Annotated in this window: 12 protein-coding genes and 1 pseudogene; 6 read left to right on the top strand and 7 right to left on the bottom strand. The window is 69.2% G+C overall.

Annotation, left to right across the window (positions count from 1 at the left end):
- Positions 1 to 11: 11 nt before the first annotated feature.
- From ABD793_RS31125 to lanL, 6 genes and pseudogenes are all read left to right on the top strand, one after another.
- Complete coding sequence (locus ABD793_RS31125) at positions 12 to 1,109, top strand: methyltransferase (protein WP_344866481.1); 1,098 nt, start codon at positions 12 to 14, stop codon at positions 1,107 to 1,109.
- A 7-nt stretch (positions 1,110 to 1,116) separates the two neighbouring features.
- Positions 1,117 to 1,440 (top strand): annotated as a pseudogene (locus tag ABD793_RS42830) (thioesterase domain-containing protein); the annotation flags it as partial.
- A gap of 91 nt (positions 1,441 to 1,531) precedes the next feature.
- Positions 1,532 to 1,906 (top strand): thioesterase II family protein, encoded by a 375-nt coding sequence (locus ABD793_RS31115; RefSeq protein ID WP_344866477.1) that lies wholly within the window; start codon positions 1,532 to 1,534, stop codon positions 1,904 to 1,906.
- 119 nt (positions 1,907 to 2,025) lie between these two features.
- Positions 2,026 to 3,807 (top strand): non-ribosomal peptide synthetase, encoded by a 1,782-nt coding sequence (locus ABD793_RS31110; protein WP_344866475.1) that lies wholly within the window; start codon positions 2,026 to 2,028, stop codon positions 3,805 to 3,807.
- A gap of 32 nt (positions 3,808 to 3,839) precedes the next feature.
- A complete protein-coding gene (locus ABD793_RS31105; protein ID WP_344866473.1) occupies positions 3,840 to 5,291 on the top strand; it encodes an FAD-dependent oxidoreductase in 1,452 nt (483 codons plus the stop codon).
- Positions 5,292 to 5,390: 99 nt separating this feature from the next.
- A complete protein-coding gene (gene lanL, locus ABD793_RS31100) occupies positions 5,391 to 8,249 on the top strand; it encodes a class IV lanthionine synthetase LanL (RefSeq protein ID WP_344866471.1) in 2,859 nt (952 codons plus the stop codon).
- Positions 8,250 to 8,882: 633 nt separating this feature from the next.
- Here lanL and ABD793_RS31095 read toward each other — a convergent pair.
- The 7 genes from ABD793_RS31095 to ABD793_RS31065 form a co-directional block, all read right to left on the bottom strand.
- On the bottom strand, positions 8,883 to 9,440 hold the full coding sequence (locus ABD793_RS31095) for a TRADD-N-associated membrane domain-containing protein (protein ID WP_344866469.1): 558 nt from the start codon (positions 9,438 to 9,440) through the stop codon (positions 8,883 to 8,885).
- Between the two features lie 995 nt (positions 9,441 to 10,435).
- Positions 10,436 to 10,921 (bottom strand): AfsR/SARP family transcriptional regulator, encoded by a 486-nt coding sequence (locus ABD793_RS31090; RefSeq protein WP_344866467.1) that lies wholly within the window; start codon positions 10,919 to 10,921, stop codon positions 10,436 to 10,438.
- 144 nt (positions 10,922 to 11,065) lie between these two features.
- A complete protein-coding gene (locus ABD793_RS31085) occupies positions 11,066 to 13,264 on the bottom strand; it encodes a LysM peptidoglycan-binding domain-containing protein (RefSeq protein ID WP_344866465.1) in 2,199 nt (732 codons plus the stop codon).
- Positions 13,261 to 13,674, bottom strand: a complete 414-nt coding sequence (locus tag ABD793_RS31080; protein WP_344866463.1) for a hypothetical protein — start codon at positions 13,672 to 13,674, stop codon at positions 13,261 to 13,263. The genes ABD793_RS31085 and ABD793_RS31080 overlap by 4 nt, the downstream gene beginning before the upstream one ends.
- Positions 13,671 to 14,111 carry a TadE family protein gene (locus tag ABD793_RS31075; RefSeq protein WP_344866461.1) on the bottom strand — a complete coding sequence of 147 codons (441 nt, stop codon included), beginning with the start codon at positions 14,109 to 14,111 and terminating at the stop codon, positions 13,671 to 13,673. The genes ABD793_RS31080 and ABD793_RS31075 overlap by 4 nt, the downstream gene beginning before the upstream one ends.
- The gene (locus ABD793_RS31070; protein ID WP_344866459.1) at positions 14,108 to 14,575 is read right to left on the bottom strand and encodes a TadE family protein; all 468 of its coding nucleotides are present in this window, start codon (positions 14,573 to 14,575) and stop codon (positions 14,108 to 14,110) included. Before ABD793_RS31070 ends, ABD793_RS31075 begins: the two co-directional genes overlap by 4 nt.
- Positions 14,575 to 15,285, bottom strand: coding sequence for a hypothetical protein (locus ABD793_RS31065; protein WP_344866457.1), 711 nt, complete (start codon positions 15,283 to 15,285; stop codon positions 14,575 to 14,577). Before ABD793_RS31065 ends, ABD793_RS31070 begins: the two co-directional genes overlap by 1 nt.
- Between the last annotated feature and the right edge of the window lies 1 nt (position 15,286).

Below are 15,286 nucleotides of genomic sequence, written 5' to 3'. Positions count from 1 at the left end.
AGGAATTGTCGATGAGTTACCGAAGGAATGGCTTTTCCGGTGTTCGGCCCTTGGTGGACCCGGCCCCGCTCGAGGACCGGGGCGGGGGAGGGCCGGAGATCGGAGCCGCGCACCGGGTGTACGAACACTTGATTTCGCTCTGGGCTCCTGGCGTGATCGAGGCGGCGCACGACCTGGGCGTGTTCGTCGAGCTCGCCGGGGAGCCGCGTTCCGGAGCCGAACTCGCGCGGGCCCTCGACGCGGATCCGCGGGCGATGTCGGTCTTGCTCGACGCGCTGTGCGCCTACGACCTGCTCGTGGAGGACGGGAACGCGCGCTACGCGCTGCCCGCCGAACTCCGGGAATGCCTGCTCCCGGACGGATTGTTCAGCCTGGTCGGGAAAATCGAATACGACCGGACCCTCGCTTGGCGCGCGTGGCGGAACCTCGCCGATACGGTGCGCGCGGGCACCCGCGTCGAAGACGGCTCCGATGCGCCGAACCAGATCGGCGAAACCGAATACCGGTCGCTGGTGCACGGCATCAACTTCTGGGCGCCGCCGATCGTGAACGTGCTCGCCGGAGCGCTCGCCGAGCGCGGCTGGACGCCCCGGCGGCCCGTGTCGCTGGTCGATGTCGGCTGCGGCAGCGGCATCTACAGCCACCTGCTGCTCCGCCGGTTTCCGGCGCTCACCGCGACCGGGATCGACGTCCGGCGGATCATGCCGCTGGCGCTCGCCCAGGCGGACCGGCTGGGGGTCGCGGACCGTTTCCGGCCTGCGGTGATGGACTTCTGGTCGGAAGACTGGGGCCTCGGCTACGACCTCGCGCTGTTCGTCAACATCTTCCACCTCCAGACCCCGGCCTCGGCTGAAGAACTGTTGCGCAGGGCGGCAAAGTCGCTGGCAGGCGGCGGCCTGGTCGCCGTTGTCGACCAGATCGTCACCGGCGACGCGCACTCCGCCCAGAACCGGTTCTCCCGGCTGTTCGCCGCGTCGATGCTGGCCACCGGCGGCGGCGGGGCGTACCGGACGGAGGACTACGACCGCTGGCTCGACGGCGCCGGGCTGACCAGGGTGGCGCTCCTGGACACCCCCATGCATCGCGTCCTGCTCGCCGGGCCGCGGTAGCCGGAGGATGACCATGGAAACCGGAGAACCGTTCGGCCCGTTGCTGTGGCGTTACGGCAGCGGAAACCCGGAACGCACGTTCGTGCTGGCGCCGTACGCCGGGGGCAGCAGCTTCGGCTTCGCCGAGTGGGTGCCCCCGCTGGTCGGGCCGGACGAGGCCGCGCTCGTGCTCCGGTACCCGGAACCGCGGTCCGGGGAGGACAGCGCGCTCGCCGCGTTCGCCGCGGAGGCCGCCGAAGCGGTGGCCGAGGCCGCGACGGGACCGCTGGTGCTGCTCGGGCACAGCATGGGCGCGCTGGTCGCCTATGAGATGGCTGTCCGCCTCGGCCGCCGGTCCCGGTCGCCGCTGCTGCTGGTGGTGTCGGCCAGCCGGCCGCCCGGCCAGCCGGCCGCCCGGCCAGCCGGCGATCACCGAGGCGGAGGTGCTGGGCAGGACCGGCGAGCAGTGGCGCGCAGAGGTGCTCGCGCAGGGAATTGTCGACGAGGAAATGCTCGATTCCCCGCGAGTGCTGGATTTCGTGGTGTCCCGGCTGCGCGCGAACTGCTTGCTGGCGGCGCGGTACCGGCCGAGTGCCGAACGGGTTTCGTGCCCGCTGCTGGCGATCGGCGGAGACGCTGACGCCTTGGCGCCTCCTGAGCTGCTTGCCCGCTGGGCCGCGCACACCTCGCGCGACTTCCTGTCGAAAACCTATTCCGGCGGCCATTTCTACTACCGGGACCAGTTGCCGTCGGTCTGCCGGGAAGTCTTGGCCGCGGCCGGATCGGGCGCTGCCCGGAGAACGGAGCGACCGTCTTGACAATCGAGGGCGAGAATCAGAAGGCTGGAGATCGCACGATTTATTCGGCCGGCGGCGGCGAATCATTTCGGCGGGCCGGCGACGCGCGTTCCGTGCCTCCGAAGAACGGGGTTGCCGCGATGGCGGAGCACGATCTGTGCATTCATGAGCTGGTGGCGGAGGCAGCGGCCCGGAATCCCGATTCGGCCGCGGTGGTCGCGGGCGAGACCGTGCTGAGCTACCGGCGGCTCGACCGGGCCGCCGCCGTGCTCGCCGGGGACCTGCGCGCACTCGGCGTCGGTCCCGAGACGGTCGTCGGCGTGCACGCCCGCAGATCGCCCGCCCTGGTCGTCGGGGCGCTGGCCGCGCTCAAGGCAGGCGGCGCGTACGCCCCGATGGACCCGGACGGCCCGGCGACCCGGGCGCTCGGCCGGAATTGGGGCGCGATCCTGACCGAACGCGAGTCGGCCGCGCGGTTCACCGGTAGCGGCCTGCCAGTGCTGGATCTCGACGAGAACCGCGACGACCGGACCCCGGCTGGGCTTCCGGGCCCCGCGGCCGCCCCCAGGAACCTGGCCTACGTCATCTACACCTCCGGGTCCACCGGGCGGCCCAAAGGCGTCGCCGTCGAGCACCGCTCGATCGTCAACTCCACCCGCGCGCGGCTGGCCGCTTATCCGCCGTACCGCAGGTTTCTCCTGTTGTCGTCGGTGGCGTTCGACAGCGCCGTCGCCGGGGTCTTCGGCACGCTGGCCGGCGGCGGGACGCTCTACCTGCCGCCGACAGGAACCGAAAGCGACGCACGGGCGCTCGTCCGCCAGATCGCCGACCACCGCATCGACACGGTGCTGGCGCTGCCGTCCCTGTTCGATCTCGTGCTCGAAGCCGCGGGCCCGGACGAGCTGGCCTCCCTGCGGACAGTCGTCCTGGCAGGCGAAAGCTGCCCGCCCGCACTCGTTCGCCGGGCGCGGCAACGGGTTCCGGACGCGCGGCTGGCGAACGAATACGGTCCGGCGGAAGGCACCGTGTGGAGCACCGCCTGGCACGCGCCGTCCGGTGTGCTGCCCGAACTCGACACCGTGCCGATCGGCCGCTCGATCCCCGGCGTGCGAGTGAGCGTGCTCGACGAGTCCGGCCGTCCGGCGCCCGCGGGCGAGATCTACCTCGCCGGTGCCGGGCTGGCGCGCGGATATCTGGGCAGGCCGGGCGAGACGGCGGCGGCGTTCGTCGCGGACCCCGACGGCGTTCCGGGCGCGCGAAGGTACCGGACCGGCGACCGCGGCCGGTGGCGCCCCGATGGCGAACTGGAGTTTCTCGGCCGGACGGACCGCCAGCTGAAGATCAACGGCTACCGGGTGGAGCCCGGGGAAGTCGAGGCGGCGCTCCTGGAGTTCCCGGGCCTCCGGCAAGCGGCGGTCGTCGAATCCCCGCGCGCCCCGGGCCGCGCGCTCGCGGCCTGCGTCGCGCCGTCCGGGACCGACCTGCCGGCCTTGCGGGACTTCCTCGCCGGCCGGCTGCCCGCGTACCTGGTCCCGCCGGACATCCGGCCGGTGCGAGCGCTCCCGGTCAACCTGAACGGAAAGGCCGACTACGCGGCGGTGCGAGCGCTCCTCGCGACGCCGGTGCCCGCCGCGGTGGAACCGCCGCGCGGCGCGGTGGAACAGGCGGTCGCGCGAGTGTGGTGCGACGTGCTCGGCCTGCCGGACGTCAGCCGCTCGGCGGGCTTCGCGGACCTGGGCCGCTCGATCGACGCGATGCGCATTTCCTTGCGCCTGTCCCGGATCTTCGGCGTCGAGGTGCCGCTGCTGTGGGTGTACGAGGCCGCGAGCGTGGCGACTCTGGCCGCCTGGCTTTCCCGCACCGCCCCGGACGCCGGCGTCGCCGCGGAGAAGCGGCTCGCACTCGACCCGCCCACCCCATGAGGGACGAACAAACGACACGAGGGACGCACATCATGGATCAATCGGCACACCCCGAGTTCGACGTCATCGTGGCCGGCGGCGGGCCCGGCGGGGCGACGGCGGCGACGCTGCTGGCCAAACGCGGACACCGGGTCCTGTTGCTGGAGAAGGAAAGGTTCCCGCGCTACCAGATCGGAGAGTCCCTGCTGCCCTCGACCGTGCACGGGGTGTGCGAGATGCTCGGGGTCTCCGACGAGCTGGCCCGCGCCGGGTTCCCGGTCAAACGCGGCGGCACTTTCCGCTGGGGAGCCAATCCGGACCCGTGGACCTTCACCTTCGCGCTGTCGCGGAAGCTGGCCGGGCGCACCTCGACGGCCTACCAGGTCGACCGTGCGCGGTTCGACCAGATCCTGCTGGAGAACGCGCGCAAGCACGGCGTCGACGTCCGCGAGGAGCACGAGGTGCTCGCGCTGATCGAAGAGGACGGCCGGTACCGGGGCGTCCGGTTCCGCGACGATTCCGGCGCGGTGGCCACCGCCGCCGCGCGGTACGTCGTGGTGGCGGCGGGGAGCTCGACCGCGCTGTACAAGGGAGTGGGCGAACGAGTCTATTCGGACTTCTTCCGGAACGTCGCGGTATTCGGCTATTTCGAAGGCGGGAAACGCCTTCCCGCGCCGAACGAAGGCAATATCCTCTGCTCGGCCTTCGACGACGGCTGGATGTGGTACATCCCGATTTCGGACACGCTGACCAGCGTCGGAGCCGTGGTGGCGAGCGAGCGGGCGGCTACGATTCAGAAAGACCGCGAAGGCGCTTTGCACGGTTTCGTCGACTCGTGTCCGATCGTGCGCGATTATCTTTCGGAAGCGCGGCGCGTGACCTCCGGGAAATACGGTGAGGTGCGGGTGCGCAAGGATTACTCGTACCGCAGCACCCGATACTGGCGGCCGGGGGCGGTCTTGGTCGGGGACGCCGCGTGTTTCGTCGACCCGGTGTTTTCCACCGGCGTCCACCTGGCGACTTACAGCGGTGTGCTCGCCGCGCGATCGATCAGCACCGTCCTGTCCGGGAGCCTGCCGGAAGCGGAGTGCTTCCGGGAATTCGAACGGCGGTACGCCCGGGAATTGGAGGTGTACCACACGTTCCTGCAGGCGATGTACAACATCAACGAATCGGAATCGTCGTACTTCTGGGAAGCGCGCAAGGTGCTCGGCACCGACCAGCCGGACGAGGAGGCGTTCGTCGACCTGGTCGCCGGGGTGTCCGCGCCCGGCGCGTCGCGGTTCGGGGACGCGCTGCGAGACGCGACGCGGCCGGAATCGCTCGACGAGGGGGACGCCGTGTTCGCAGGCGAAGGGACCAGATTCCTCGGTTCCGTGCTGCGCGAGGCCGGGGATCTCCAGTTGCGGGCGGTTGCCGGCGAACAGGACGGGCCGGAGCCGGGAATGTTTCCCGACGGGCTCGTGTCCTCGGCGGACGGTCTCTCCTGGGAACGCCGCGCCTGACGGGTCCAGTGATCGGTATTTCTTTCGCGCGCGAAATTCGACGGGAACCGGCCGCGCCTTCGAAGCGGCCTGGACGAAGTGGAGGCCACAACGGATGAAATGCTTGAGCGGTGGACCGGGCGCGAGCGGATGTCGGCCGGAGGCACGGTGAGCGGGGTGCCGAGGCCGGCGGATTTCCGGGAACTGCCCAGCGTTTTCGGTGCCGTCCGGAGGCTGGGCGGTCAGCCCGTCCCGCCCGCCGATTCGCCTTATGTCCGGGTGCTGCGCGCCCAGGCGTCCGGGGACGCACTCGACGTGGCGTTCGACGAGATGTGGTGTCACGTGCGCCCGGACGGCGCGTCCCATCCCGTGCAGGGCTGGAAGATCCACGTCTCCGCGACGACCGAGGCGGCGGCCGAAGTGCTGGACCGCTCGGCGGAGGTCCTGCTGCGGAACCGGTGCGTGTTCAAGTTCGCGAGTTCCCCGGACCGGCTGGCCCTGCTCAATTCCGCCCATTATCCGCGGCAAGGCGCGGCCAAGTTCATCACCTGCTACCCGCGTGACGACGAGCATTTCCGGCTGCTCGCCGAAGAGCTGCACGAGGCGGCCGAAGGACTTCCGGGTCCCCTCATCCTCTCCGACCGCGCGTACCGGCCGGGAAGCCCGGTGCACTACCGCTACGGCGGTTTCTCGCCGCGCCGGATGCTGACCAATGACGCGGAACTGGTCGGAGCGCTGGTGGTTCCCGGCAGCGGAACGGAACCGGTGCTGGTTCCCGACCGCCGCGAGGCCTGGTTCGCCCCGCCGCCGTGGGCGCGGGATCCGCTGGCGGACCCCGCGGCGCCGAGCGCCGCGCCCACCGGGCCCGCTCCGCGGGTCGAAGTGCTGCTGGGCGGCCGGTTCGCCGCGGCCGAGGCGATCCGCCACTCCAGTCGCGGCGGGGTGTATCTCGCGACAGACCGGGAAAACAGCACCGGCGTCATCGTGAAACAGGCCCGCCGGCATGTCACCGGAAACTCGGGAAAAACCGCGCAGACGGCGCTGCGGCACGAGGCCGCGGTGCTCGGGGAACTCGAAGCGCTGGGGCACACTCCGGCGAAGCTGGCCCTGTTCGAGCAAGACGGGGATCTCTTCCTGGCTGAGGAAAAGATCGAGGGAGCGGCGCTGCGGCGGTGGGTCCGCGAGCACAGCGGGGTCGTCGGCGCGCAGACGCGTCGCGAGCCGGGCGTCCCGCTGCCTGCCGCGCGCGCCATCCTGCGGCAGCTGGCGGACGTGGTGGAATCGGTGCACCAGGCCGGTTGGGTGCTGCGCGACCTGAGTCCCGGCAACGTCATGGTGCGGCCGGACGGCACCGTCGCTCTGGTCGACCTGGAGTTCGCCGCCCCGGCCGGCAGCGACGCGCAGCCGGGCGGCACACCCGGGTACGCCGCCCCGGAACAGCTCGACGGCGCCCCCGCGGCCGCCGCGGCGGACTGGTACAGCGTCGGCGCACTCGGGTTTTTGCTGGTGATCGGCACGGACCCGGTGTTCCCGGCGGACAGCCCCGAGCCGCGTCCGGCGCGGGACCGGATGTCGCCCTGGCTGGCAGCTGCGAACTCGGCGGGGGCGGCCGCGCTGACCCCGTTGATCATGGGGCTCGTCGATCCTGACCCGCAGCACCGGTGGACCGGCGGCGAGATCCGCGCATTTCTCGCCGCCGAGACGCCAGCGGCGCGGCCGGCGACGCCCGGTCACTGGCCGGATTCGACCGCGCGGCGGGTGCTCGCGGACGGCCTCGCCCACCTTTGCGCCACTTTCGACCAGCAGAACACGAAGCACGGGCCGTGGCCGAGGACTTGCACGACCGGGTTCGTCGACCCGGCCAACGTGCAGCACGGCGCCGCCGGTGTGCTCGCCGTGCTGACCACTGCCCTCCGGCAGCAGCCGGACCAGGGACTGCGCGACACCGTCCAGACGGCTTCGCACTGGTTGCGCGACTACGTGGCGACGGAGTCCCGGCGGCTTCCCGGTCTGCACTTCGGCCGCTCGGGCACGGCCTGGGCCATGCACGACGCCGCCGGAGCGCTCGGCGACCGGCAGCTCGCCGACGCGGCGGTCGCACTGGCCAAACAGGTCCCGACCGACTGGGAAAACCCCGATGTCGCGCACGGGGCCGCCGGAGCCGGGATCGCGCAGCTGCGGTTCTGGCAGGCGACCGGCGACCCCGAATTCCGGGACCGGGCCCAGTCGTGCGCCGAAGGTCTCGCCGCCAGGGTCGTCCGCACCGGAGACGGAATCCGCTGGCCCATTCCCGCCGCATTCGCCTCGCGGCTCGCCGGGCTGACCCATCTCGGATTCGCGCACGGCACCGCGGGAATCGCCTGTTTCCTGCTGAGCGCAGGACTGATCTGCGACCGGGACGACTGGGTCTCGCTCGCGGCCGACGCCGGCCGTAGCCTGGTCGCCGCCGCGGTCGGCGCGGACGCCACCGCCGCGTTGTGGCCGTCCTCCGCGGACGACGACAGCGATCCGATGGAACACTGGTGCAGCGGATCGACCGGTGTCGCGACATTCCTCCTCAGATTGTGGGAGGCGACCGGCATCCAGGAATTCTTCGACTTCGCCGACCGCGCGGCCACCGCCGCTTACCGGCGGCGGTGGCACGCCTCCCCAGTGCAGTGCCACGGGCTGGCCGGAAACGGGGAATTCCTGCTGGACCTAGGCGACGCGACGGGCGACCTCCGCTACCGGCAATGGGCCGAAGAACTTGCCTCGACCGGCTATCTCCGGCACGCGCTGGTCGAGGGCAAGGTGCTGATCCCCGACGAAACCAGCGTCGGATTCGGCACTCAGTACGGTGTCGGCATGGCCGGGTATCTCGGCTTTCTCCTGCGGCTGAGGTATTCCTTGCCACGACAATGGATGGTGACGACGCCAGCACCGCGCCGGCACCGGGACGGCGGTGCCGCCCCGGCGGAACTGTCGTCTGAATTCGCGTGATTCCACCACACAAGAAAGGGAAAACGGAATGGTCACGACCGACGTTTCTCAGCTGCAAGTTCTGCCCGAGCGAGAAGCTCTGCCCGCCGGCGCGCATGTTGCCTTGTCGTGTCACGTAACCTGCCCGGTCGACACGAGCGACTCGCTGCCCAGCGACAACTGCCTGGGCTGATTGACCAGCACCCGAAACCGGAGGAGCGCGGTTGGCCGCGGTCAACCGCGCTCCGCCGGATCTCTTCCGCGGCAAGCCGGCAGCGGACAGTGCTCGGCCACACCGGCCGCCGCGCCGCCGTGTCCCGCCGCTCGCCACGCGCCGCCCGCCACTCGCCGCCCGTCGCCCGTGCGGTCCGCGGCAGTGCGGGTGGGTGTCGTGAGTGTTTATCCCGGTTCGAGCCAACACTCAATTGGTTGCCTATCTGTGACCTGGGCATGCAGGCAAGGGAACCCGGCACCCGCCACTGCGACTGGCCGCAGCGTCAAGCATTGTTGATCAATATCTAGCCGCCTGCTGGCGACCCCGGCAGGCGGCTAACCTTCCTGGCGCAGTCCCCCCGATAGTGGATCGTCGTTCTCGCGCTAGACCGCGAGTGCGCAGCTCGCGCTCCCGCGTGACGGAGCCTGCCCTCCGTCCCCTCAGGAGGCGTCGGCTCCGTTGCCAGAAAAGCTGGAGGGGCCGTTGACGTAGATGTTGGGCGAGTCCTTCGTAGCCTGGGAAAAAGCCTTGGATTCGGCAAGGGAAGAGATATCGGATAGCGATGTGGGTGAACAGCCAGCAAACTGGATTGCGATAGCCGCACGCAGCGAATCCTGCACAGCGATATTTTGAACTTGGTCAATTACGCCAAGCGCACTGATGAATTGCCTGTCAGCTTCACGATCAGTCCGCAGGCGATCGATCATGGCAATCATCAGGTCTCTCGCTTTGTCAGCGCGCTGGAAGAACAGGAACCCGATTGCCTCGTTGACTGCTCCGGCAACGGTGGCGATGATGGCACCGCCCGCCTGGTCCGGGTTGCGCAGGTAACTGGCCGCGGCGAGGCCGAAGACGACGAACCCGATGACAGCGAAGGAGATGCTGAGCATAAAGCTAATAGCGGTTTGTTGACGGGCGTGCACGTAGTATTTGACTGTGAGTCGAGCGTTGCCGTCGGAGTGCTCACGTAGCGTCTCGGCAAGTTGCTCGGTCGACATAGTCTGACCGGAGGATATGTTGATCTCGACTGGCTGGTGGGCTGTCGGACTTGCCGGGGAAGAAGCGGCATCATCTTGGGCTTGCCCTTCGACCCCCTCTGTCGCCCGCTCGGCATCCCCTGGAGGCATTGCAGGCTCGGCCTCGTCCGGCGATGGTTCGACGTTGAGGGCTCGCAGTGTCCTGCCCTCTCTGTTGTGGATTCCGCAGCGTTGCCAGGGTAGGCGAACCGAATTCCGGCATGTGTCGCCAGATCGGGCGGTAGCGCCACATCGCCACATTGGCCGCAGTCCCCGTAATCGCATAAGGGAAGCTTGCCTTATTGCCCGCCGGCATCCGACCGGGCCCGCCTGGAGCAGTCGCCGCCTGGCGGCGACTGCTCCAGGTCCGACATAGCTAGTAAGCCGCCAATCGGGGCGGGAACAGGCCGGCGTCTTGCGAAAGATGAGCCGAAAAGTCAAACAGCCTTCCCGTTGCGGCCTCGTGTATATTATTTTTGATAATTCCACTTGAAGGACTTCCGGAAACATCCTCAGTATGGTGCGATTGTACCGCTGCGCAATGGGCGCAGATTCAACCGATCAGTCACTGTTGGATGAAATTCGTTGCTCGCACACCGCGTGGCAGATTATTGACGACCATGGGTAACATCGCAAGCTTTCGGTTTAATGGAACGAAATAGAACAGGATCGTGCATGCTGATGCCTGAAAGGAAGAGTGCGGGCTGCTGCAAGTTCAGTCGGCGTGGTTATCGTGACCAGTCGGGCTCGCCTGCGGCGCGCGAGGCGGTCTGCTGAGCAGGGGTTTTCGCTGACCCAGGGGGTCTGTCGGGGATCGTCTCTTGGATGACGGGCCGTAGGCGTCCGGGACGACCGTGCGAGCGACGCCCCATCGACGCTGGTGTCTGGACGGCTATGATTGATCGACGGGACTTTGTTGCCGAATTGCGAACCGTGGGGTTGGAGTAGTTGTTCGAAGTAGTTATTCGACAATGGGGTCATGTGCGCACTGATGGAGATCTGTCAAATATGGAACCGGTGTCAGGCTCGGGTTCTAGGTCGATTTCACGCAGGCTTGCACGTAGGCGCTGATAGGTGCTGTAAGCGGCATCAGGTCGGCCTAAATCGCGTTGCAGGATAATGGTACGCCGATAGAGCGCTTCAGTGTAGGGGTCCCAGGAAATCGCTATGGCGAGCGCATCGAGGGCTTCGTCCGGGTTGTCGCTGCGGACCGCGTCTGCGAGGGCAACGAGTGCGTCTATGACGTGGCTGCGCCAGTGTTCGGCCACTGGTTCGGCCCAGGAGTAGGTAGCACCGTCCAACGGCGCTCCTACTCGGCACAGTTGCGCGAGCTGGCGCAGGAATTCCAGACGGATGGCGGGTTCGCTGCTGGTGCGGGCGAGAATGAGGGTGCGGTCGAGGTCCCAGACGTCGGCGACGACGCTGGCCGGGTCGAGGCGGTAACGGCCGGATTCCGTGAGCACGAACCGTTCGTCGTCGAGGCCGGTGGCGGTGCGCAGCGCGCCGCGGGCGAAGGAGACGGCCTCGTGCAGGCGTGCGGCGGGTTGCTCGGGCAGGATTGCCTCGTGCAGGGCGTCTGCGGTGGTGCCGTTCTGGTGGGCGGCGAGCTAGGCCAGGACTTCCCGGGCTCGGGCGCGTAGTCCTGGGACATGGTTGCCGCGCGTCTCGACGCGCACACCTCCGAGCAGGCGGACCAGGACGGCTGGTGCTGCCGTTGCTTCGGTGCTGTCCGGTGGGGGGTCACCGGCCAGTTCGTCCGGGTCATCGAGGTCGTGGGGCTCGGTGTCTGTAGCGGGGTGTGGGGTGGGTCCGCGGGCTGAGGCGAGCAGGCGCCACAGTTCGTCTGCCTCTGCGGGGCTTAGGACTTCGGTACGGGCTCCGACTTCGATGCTGTGTTCGCCGCGCGCGGTCTGGACTGTGCCGTCAGCGTCGACGGTCAGGCCCGCGAAACCGGCGTTGTGGAGATCGTCGTCGCCGAGGAGCAGGATGTGGACGCCGACGTCGCTTCCTAGAGCGCCGACCGCGGCCCACTCCCGGTGGTGCTGCGCGGACGGCAGCGCTAGCACCAGCAGCAGCGGCACCGGGGCAGCGTGCTGACTTGCGGAGCGGGTATCGGGCTGGACATCGGCGTCGAACTGGTCGGTGTCGCGGAGCCGGACGCGCTGGGCAATCACGGTGTTGAGCTTCGCCAGCGCGGTTGTCTCGTCGTCCACGATCTCGACGCCGGGAGCTTCGTGCAAGGACGTCTGACCAGGGAATCCGGCGATGAGTTGAGCTGTTTCGGGGCTGGCTAGCAGTGCTTCGGTCGGGTAGCGGGCGTCGACCGCCAACACAGCGGCAAGCACGGCTCGGGCCGCAGATGCCGCACCGGGGCCAGCCAATACAAGTCCGCCGGACTCGCCCAGGTCCGCGGATTGCGTGGTGGTGCCGGCGTATGCGGTGAGGACAGGAGCGGGAGGCGGCCACACCCGGCGGTTTCGTGCCACGACGTCGATCGTCCTGCTCGAATCGGCTTCGTCCTCGTCCAGGTCGGCGTGGTGAGCGGCGGTTGCGAGCGTTGCGACAGCGGCACCGGGCGGGAGCGCTTCGGCTCCGTTGACGTCGGCTGGCGGCATGAGGCAGCCGGTTGGTGTGCGGCGTGCTCGCCGACGGCGACGGGCCAGGTAGAGCAGGACGAAGACGCTGAGTGCGAGCCCGAGACCGACGAGGCCTCCTCCGGGAAGTGACACCTGTTCGGCAGTGGGCCGGGTGTCGTGCGCGGACTTGGGCGACGACGAGTTGGTGTTGGGTCGCGGAGCGGTCGATCGGGGCGGTCCGAGCGGCACTGGCTCGGCCGCGGGCCGTTGTTCGTGGGGTTCGGCGAACGGCGACGCGACAGGCAGGTGCAGTTGCCAACCGGGAAGCAGTTGGCTGGGGTCTCGCAGCGCGCGCCCGTCAGGTTGAACGCGGCCTGCGTTGAGGTCGAAGAGAGTCCGCCAGACGTACGGGTTGCCGAGTTCCCGCTCGGCGATGCCGGTGAGCGTGTCCCCGGGTACTACGTCCACGGTGCGGCCGGTTGGCGCGGTCTCGGCGGGCCGAGGTAACCCCACGGCATCTTCGGGGAGCTGAAGCGTCCACCCTGGCTCCAGTTCGTCCGGTGTCGTGCGCAGGCTGGGGTTGAGCTGCACGATTTCGTGGTAGCGGATGCCCTGGCCCAGATGCCGTTGGGCCAAGCCCCACAAGGTGTCCCCGTGCACCACGACGTACGGCACGACGTGCTGGCCGTGCTGTTGGTCGGAACCTGTTGCGGCGTCGGGGATCGAAACGGTCGCGGCCTGCAGGCGAGGTTCGGGCGTAGCGCGATGGCGGTCGGGCCACGGCGGAGCAGTGGCCGCGACTGGTGCCGCCGGAAGGCCGGAAGCAGCAGCGGTGCCTGCGGAGGCGGCGATGAGCACGGCGGCGACGAGGCCGGCGATCCATCGGCCGCGCGGAACCCGGTTCAGCAGCCCGCGCGCGGTACGGACACCTTGTCGAGTCTGGCGGATCACCTCGACAACGACGGAGACGGTCAGCAACAGCCAGCCTGCCCACGCCGCGGCGACGACCAGCCAGAGCACGAGGTCGCCGGTCAGCCACGCCCAGCGCAAGGAGGTCCAGATCCGTCCGGGCCACTGGCTGATCGGCACCGGGTCGGGCCAGCGGTCCGGAAGCAGCCGCGAGGGATCGGCGCCGAGTGCAAGGAATCCGCAAGGCACCCCGGCGACGAACGCGAGCAGCGCCAGCGCGGCCAGCGCCCCGCGTATCCGTTGTGCCGCTGTGGCGGTCATGGCAGATTGCCGCTGCGCGTGCCGACGCCGAGTACGGCGACGGCGGTGCTGGTCGCTTCGATGGTGCCGCCGAGCAACCCGATAGGGGCTGGTTCGGTCACCGTCACGGTCACCCGCACTGTGCGGGGGCCGGTGATGGTGACCCGTCCGGCGTGTCCGGCATGGGCGAGGTAGCCGGACGCGGTGCGGGCAGCGGCGGTGGTGTCGATCCCGATGCTGGAGCTGCGGATGTCGACGGCGGTGTTGGCCGCGCGGGCACCCTCTGCGGCGAGGGCGTCGGCGCGGGCGATCGCGCGCAGCCGTGCGGAACCGTCGACGACCAGAGCGAAGACGAGCAGCAGCGCGGGCGCTAGGACGGCGGCCATGATGCTGACCGACCCGGCGTCCCGCGGCGTCTTCCGGGGAATCATGTGATGCCTCGGTACGGGTCTGCGGGGCTGGTGAAGCTGCCGGTGATCGTGCGGGTGCCTTCGGGAAGGGGAAGGGCGAGGTCGCTGAGCGCGACGCGGCACTCGACGGTGGCCCGGACGTGTCCGGCGCGGCCGAGGGCGATCTGGCTGGCATCAACTTCCACCCGGGAGTCCTGGCTGGACATGCCTTCGTGCTGGAGTCGTTCGCGGGCCACACGGGTTCCGGATTGCTGCGCAGCGGCGGGGCTGCGCGCGATGGAGGCAGCTCTCGCTGCGGCGCTGGCGGCGTTGTCGACTGCCTGCTGCGCCGAGCTGACCCGGGCTCCCGCGACGATCAGCAACCCTGTGAACAGGACGACAGGCACGAGGACAGCGGCCTCGACGCTGACTGAACCCTCGTCGCCCCAGCTGCGGCTCGTTCGGGTCCGGTGGTTCACGATCCACCGCCGGTGGCGAGCGCGGGAACGGTGAAACGCTCCCGAACAGCGCGCGCAGACGCTTCGACGCGGAAATCCAGCCCCGGAATCGGGACCAGGCGGGCGGCGGTGCCGGACACGGTGACCCGGACGGTGTCCACAGAGACCGTTGCGCGGATCGCTGGGTTGGTGAGCACACCCCGTCCGGCACGCGCAGCGAACGACCGAGCAGCTTCGGCTGCCGTGGCGTTCGTTCCGTCGACCGGACGTCCGGCGTCGACACCGGCCTGCGCGGCTTGCGTGACGATGGCATGCGCGTGCCACCACAGACCTCCTTGCACCGCCGAGAGGATCAGCACCAGCACGACCGGGAACAGCACGGCCAGCCCCGCCGACTCCGACCCGCCGTCAGCACTTGCCTTCGCGCGGGAGAAAGCTCTCCGCACGATGCGTTCCGCTGTCCGGATCGGCGTCTCGGGCTGCATTAGGCCACTTCCTTTGACGATGTTCCAACTGTCTCTGGCGTGCGAGGAGGTGCCTTTGGCGCGGCGGTGTTTTCGGTGCTCGGCGCGCGGGGCGCGGGCGGCTTCGGCCGCTGGACGTTGTTCGCGCCGGATACACGGGCTGGCTTCTTTTGCTTCGTGCGCCGGGTTTTCCGGTTCTTCACCTGGCTGTCTCGCCATCGGGCGAGGGCTACTGCCGGGATGTCGGTGAACTGCGAGAGTTCGCTGATCTCGATGACGGTGCTGGAGTTCACGAGGACTTCGCCGAGTTCCCGTTCGACGTCGTCGAGTTCGTTGACGATGGTGGTGCGGCGTGCTGCGAGTTCGCCGATTCGTTTCGCCACGGTCGTCCTCTGGGCGGTGCGGGGCGAGTCGTGGGATTCGACGCGGTTCTCGATTTCTTCGCTAGTGGCCATCGCGGGTCCTGTCTCCTTTGTGCTATTGGTGATCTGGCCTTGGTACTTCTGCACGACGGCGCGGATCGCGAAAGCGAGTCCGATGGCGACTGCGAGTCCGATGGCGACGAGGACGGCTTTGTCCACGCTCTCCGATCCGCGGTCGCCGGTGGCGCGGATGCGTTCCCAGCGGTTCGCGAGGGCAGCGGACAGCAGCACGAGGCTGCCGACGGTGAGTGCGAGGTGCGCGGCGCGGTGGCGCGCGGCGGTGAGGTCGCGGTCCGGAATCGTGTTCATG

The organism is Amycolatopsis ultiminotia, from assembly GCF_039536925.1.
Taxonomy (GTDB): domain Bacteria; phylum Actinomycetota; class Actinomycetes; order Mycobacteriales; family Pseudonocardiaceae; genus Amycolatopsis; species Amycolatopsis ultiminotia.
The sequence above is the reverse complement of the archived record's forward strand: the minus strand, read 5'-3'. Positions and strand labels throughout refer to the sequence as shown.

Excerpts from the sequence above, each read along its gene's own strand:
- ABD793_RS31125 (WP_344866481.1), top strand. The coding sequence starts at position 12 with ATGAGTTACCGAAGGAATGGCTTTTCCGGTGTTCGGCCCTTGGTGGAC.
- ABD793_RS31110 (WP_344866475.1), top strand. The coding sequence starts at position 2,026 with ATGGCGGAGCACGATCTGTGCATTCATGAGCTGGTGGCGGAGGCAGCG.
- ABD793_RS31105 (WP_344866473.1), top strand. The coding sequence starts at position 3,840 with ATGGATCAATCGGCACACCCCGAGTTCGACGTCATCGTGGCCGGCGGC.
- lanL (WP_344866471.1), top strand. The coding sequence starts at position 5,391 with ATGCTTGAGCGGTGGACCGGGCGCGAGCGGATGTCGGCCGGAGGCACG.
- ABD793_RS31095 (WP_344866469.1), bottom strand. The coding sequence starts at position 9,440 with ATGTCGACCGAGCAACTTGCCGAGACGCTACGTGAGCACTCCGACGGC.
- ABD793_RS31085 (WP_344866465.1), bottom strand. The coding sequence starts at position 13,264 with ATGACCGCCACAGCGGCACAACGGATACGCGGGGCGCTGGCCGCGCTG.
- ABD793_RS31080 (WP_344866463.1), bottom strand. The coding sequence starts at position 13,674 with ATGATTCCCCGGAAGACGCCGCGGGACGCCGGGTCGGTCAGCATCATG.
- ABD793_RS31070 (WP_344866459.1), bottom strand. The coding sequence starts at position 14,575 with ATGCAGCCCGAGACGCCGATCCGGACAGCGGAACGCATCGTGCGGAGA.
- ABD793_RS31065 (WP_344866457.1), bottom strand. The coding sequence starts at position 15,285 with ATGAACACGATTCCGGACCGCGACCTCACCGCCGCGCGCCACCGCGCC.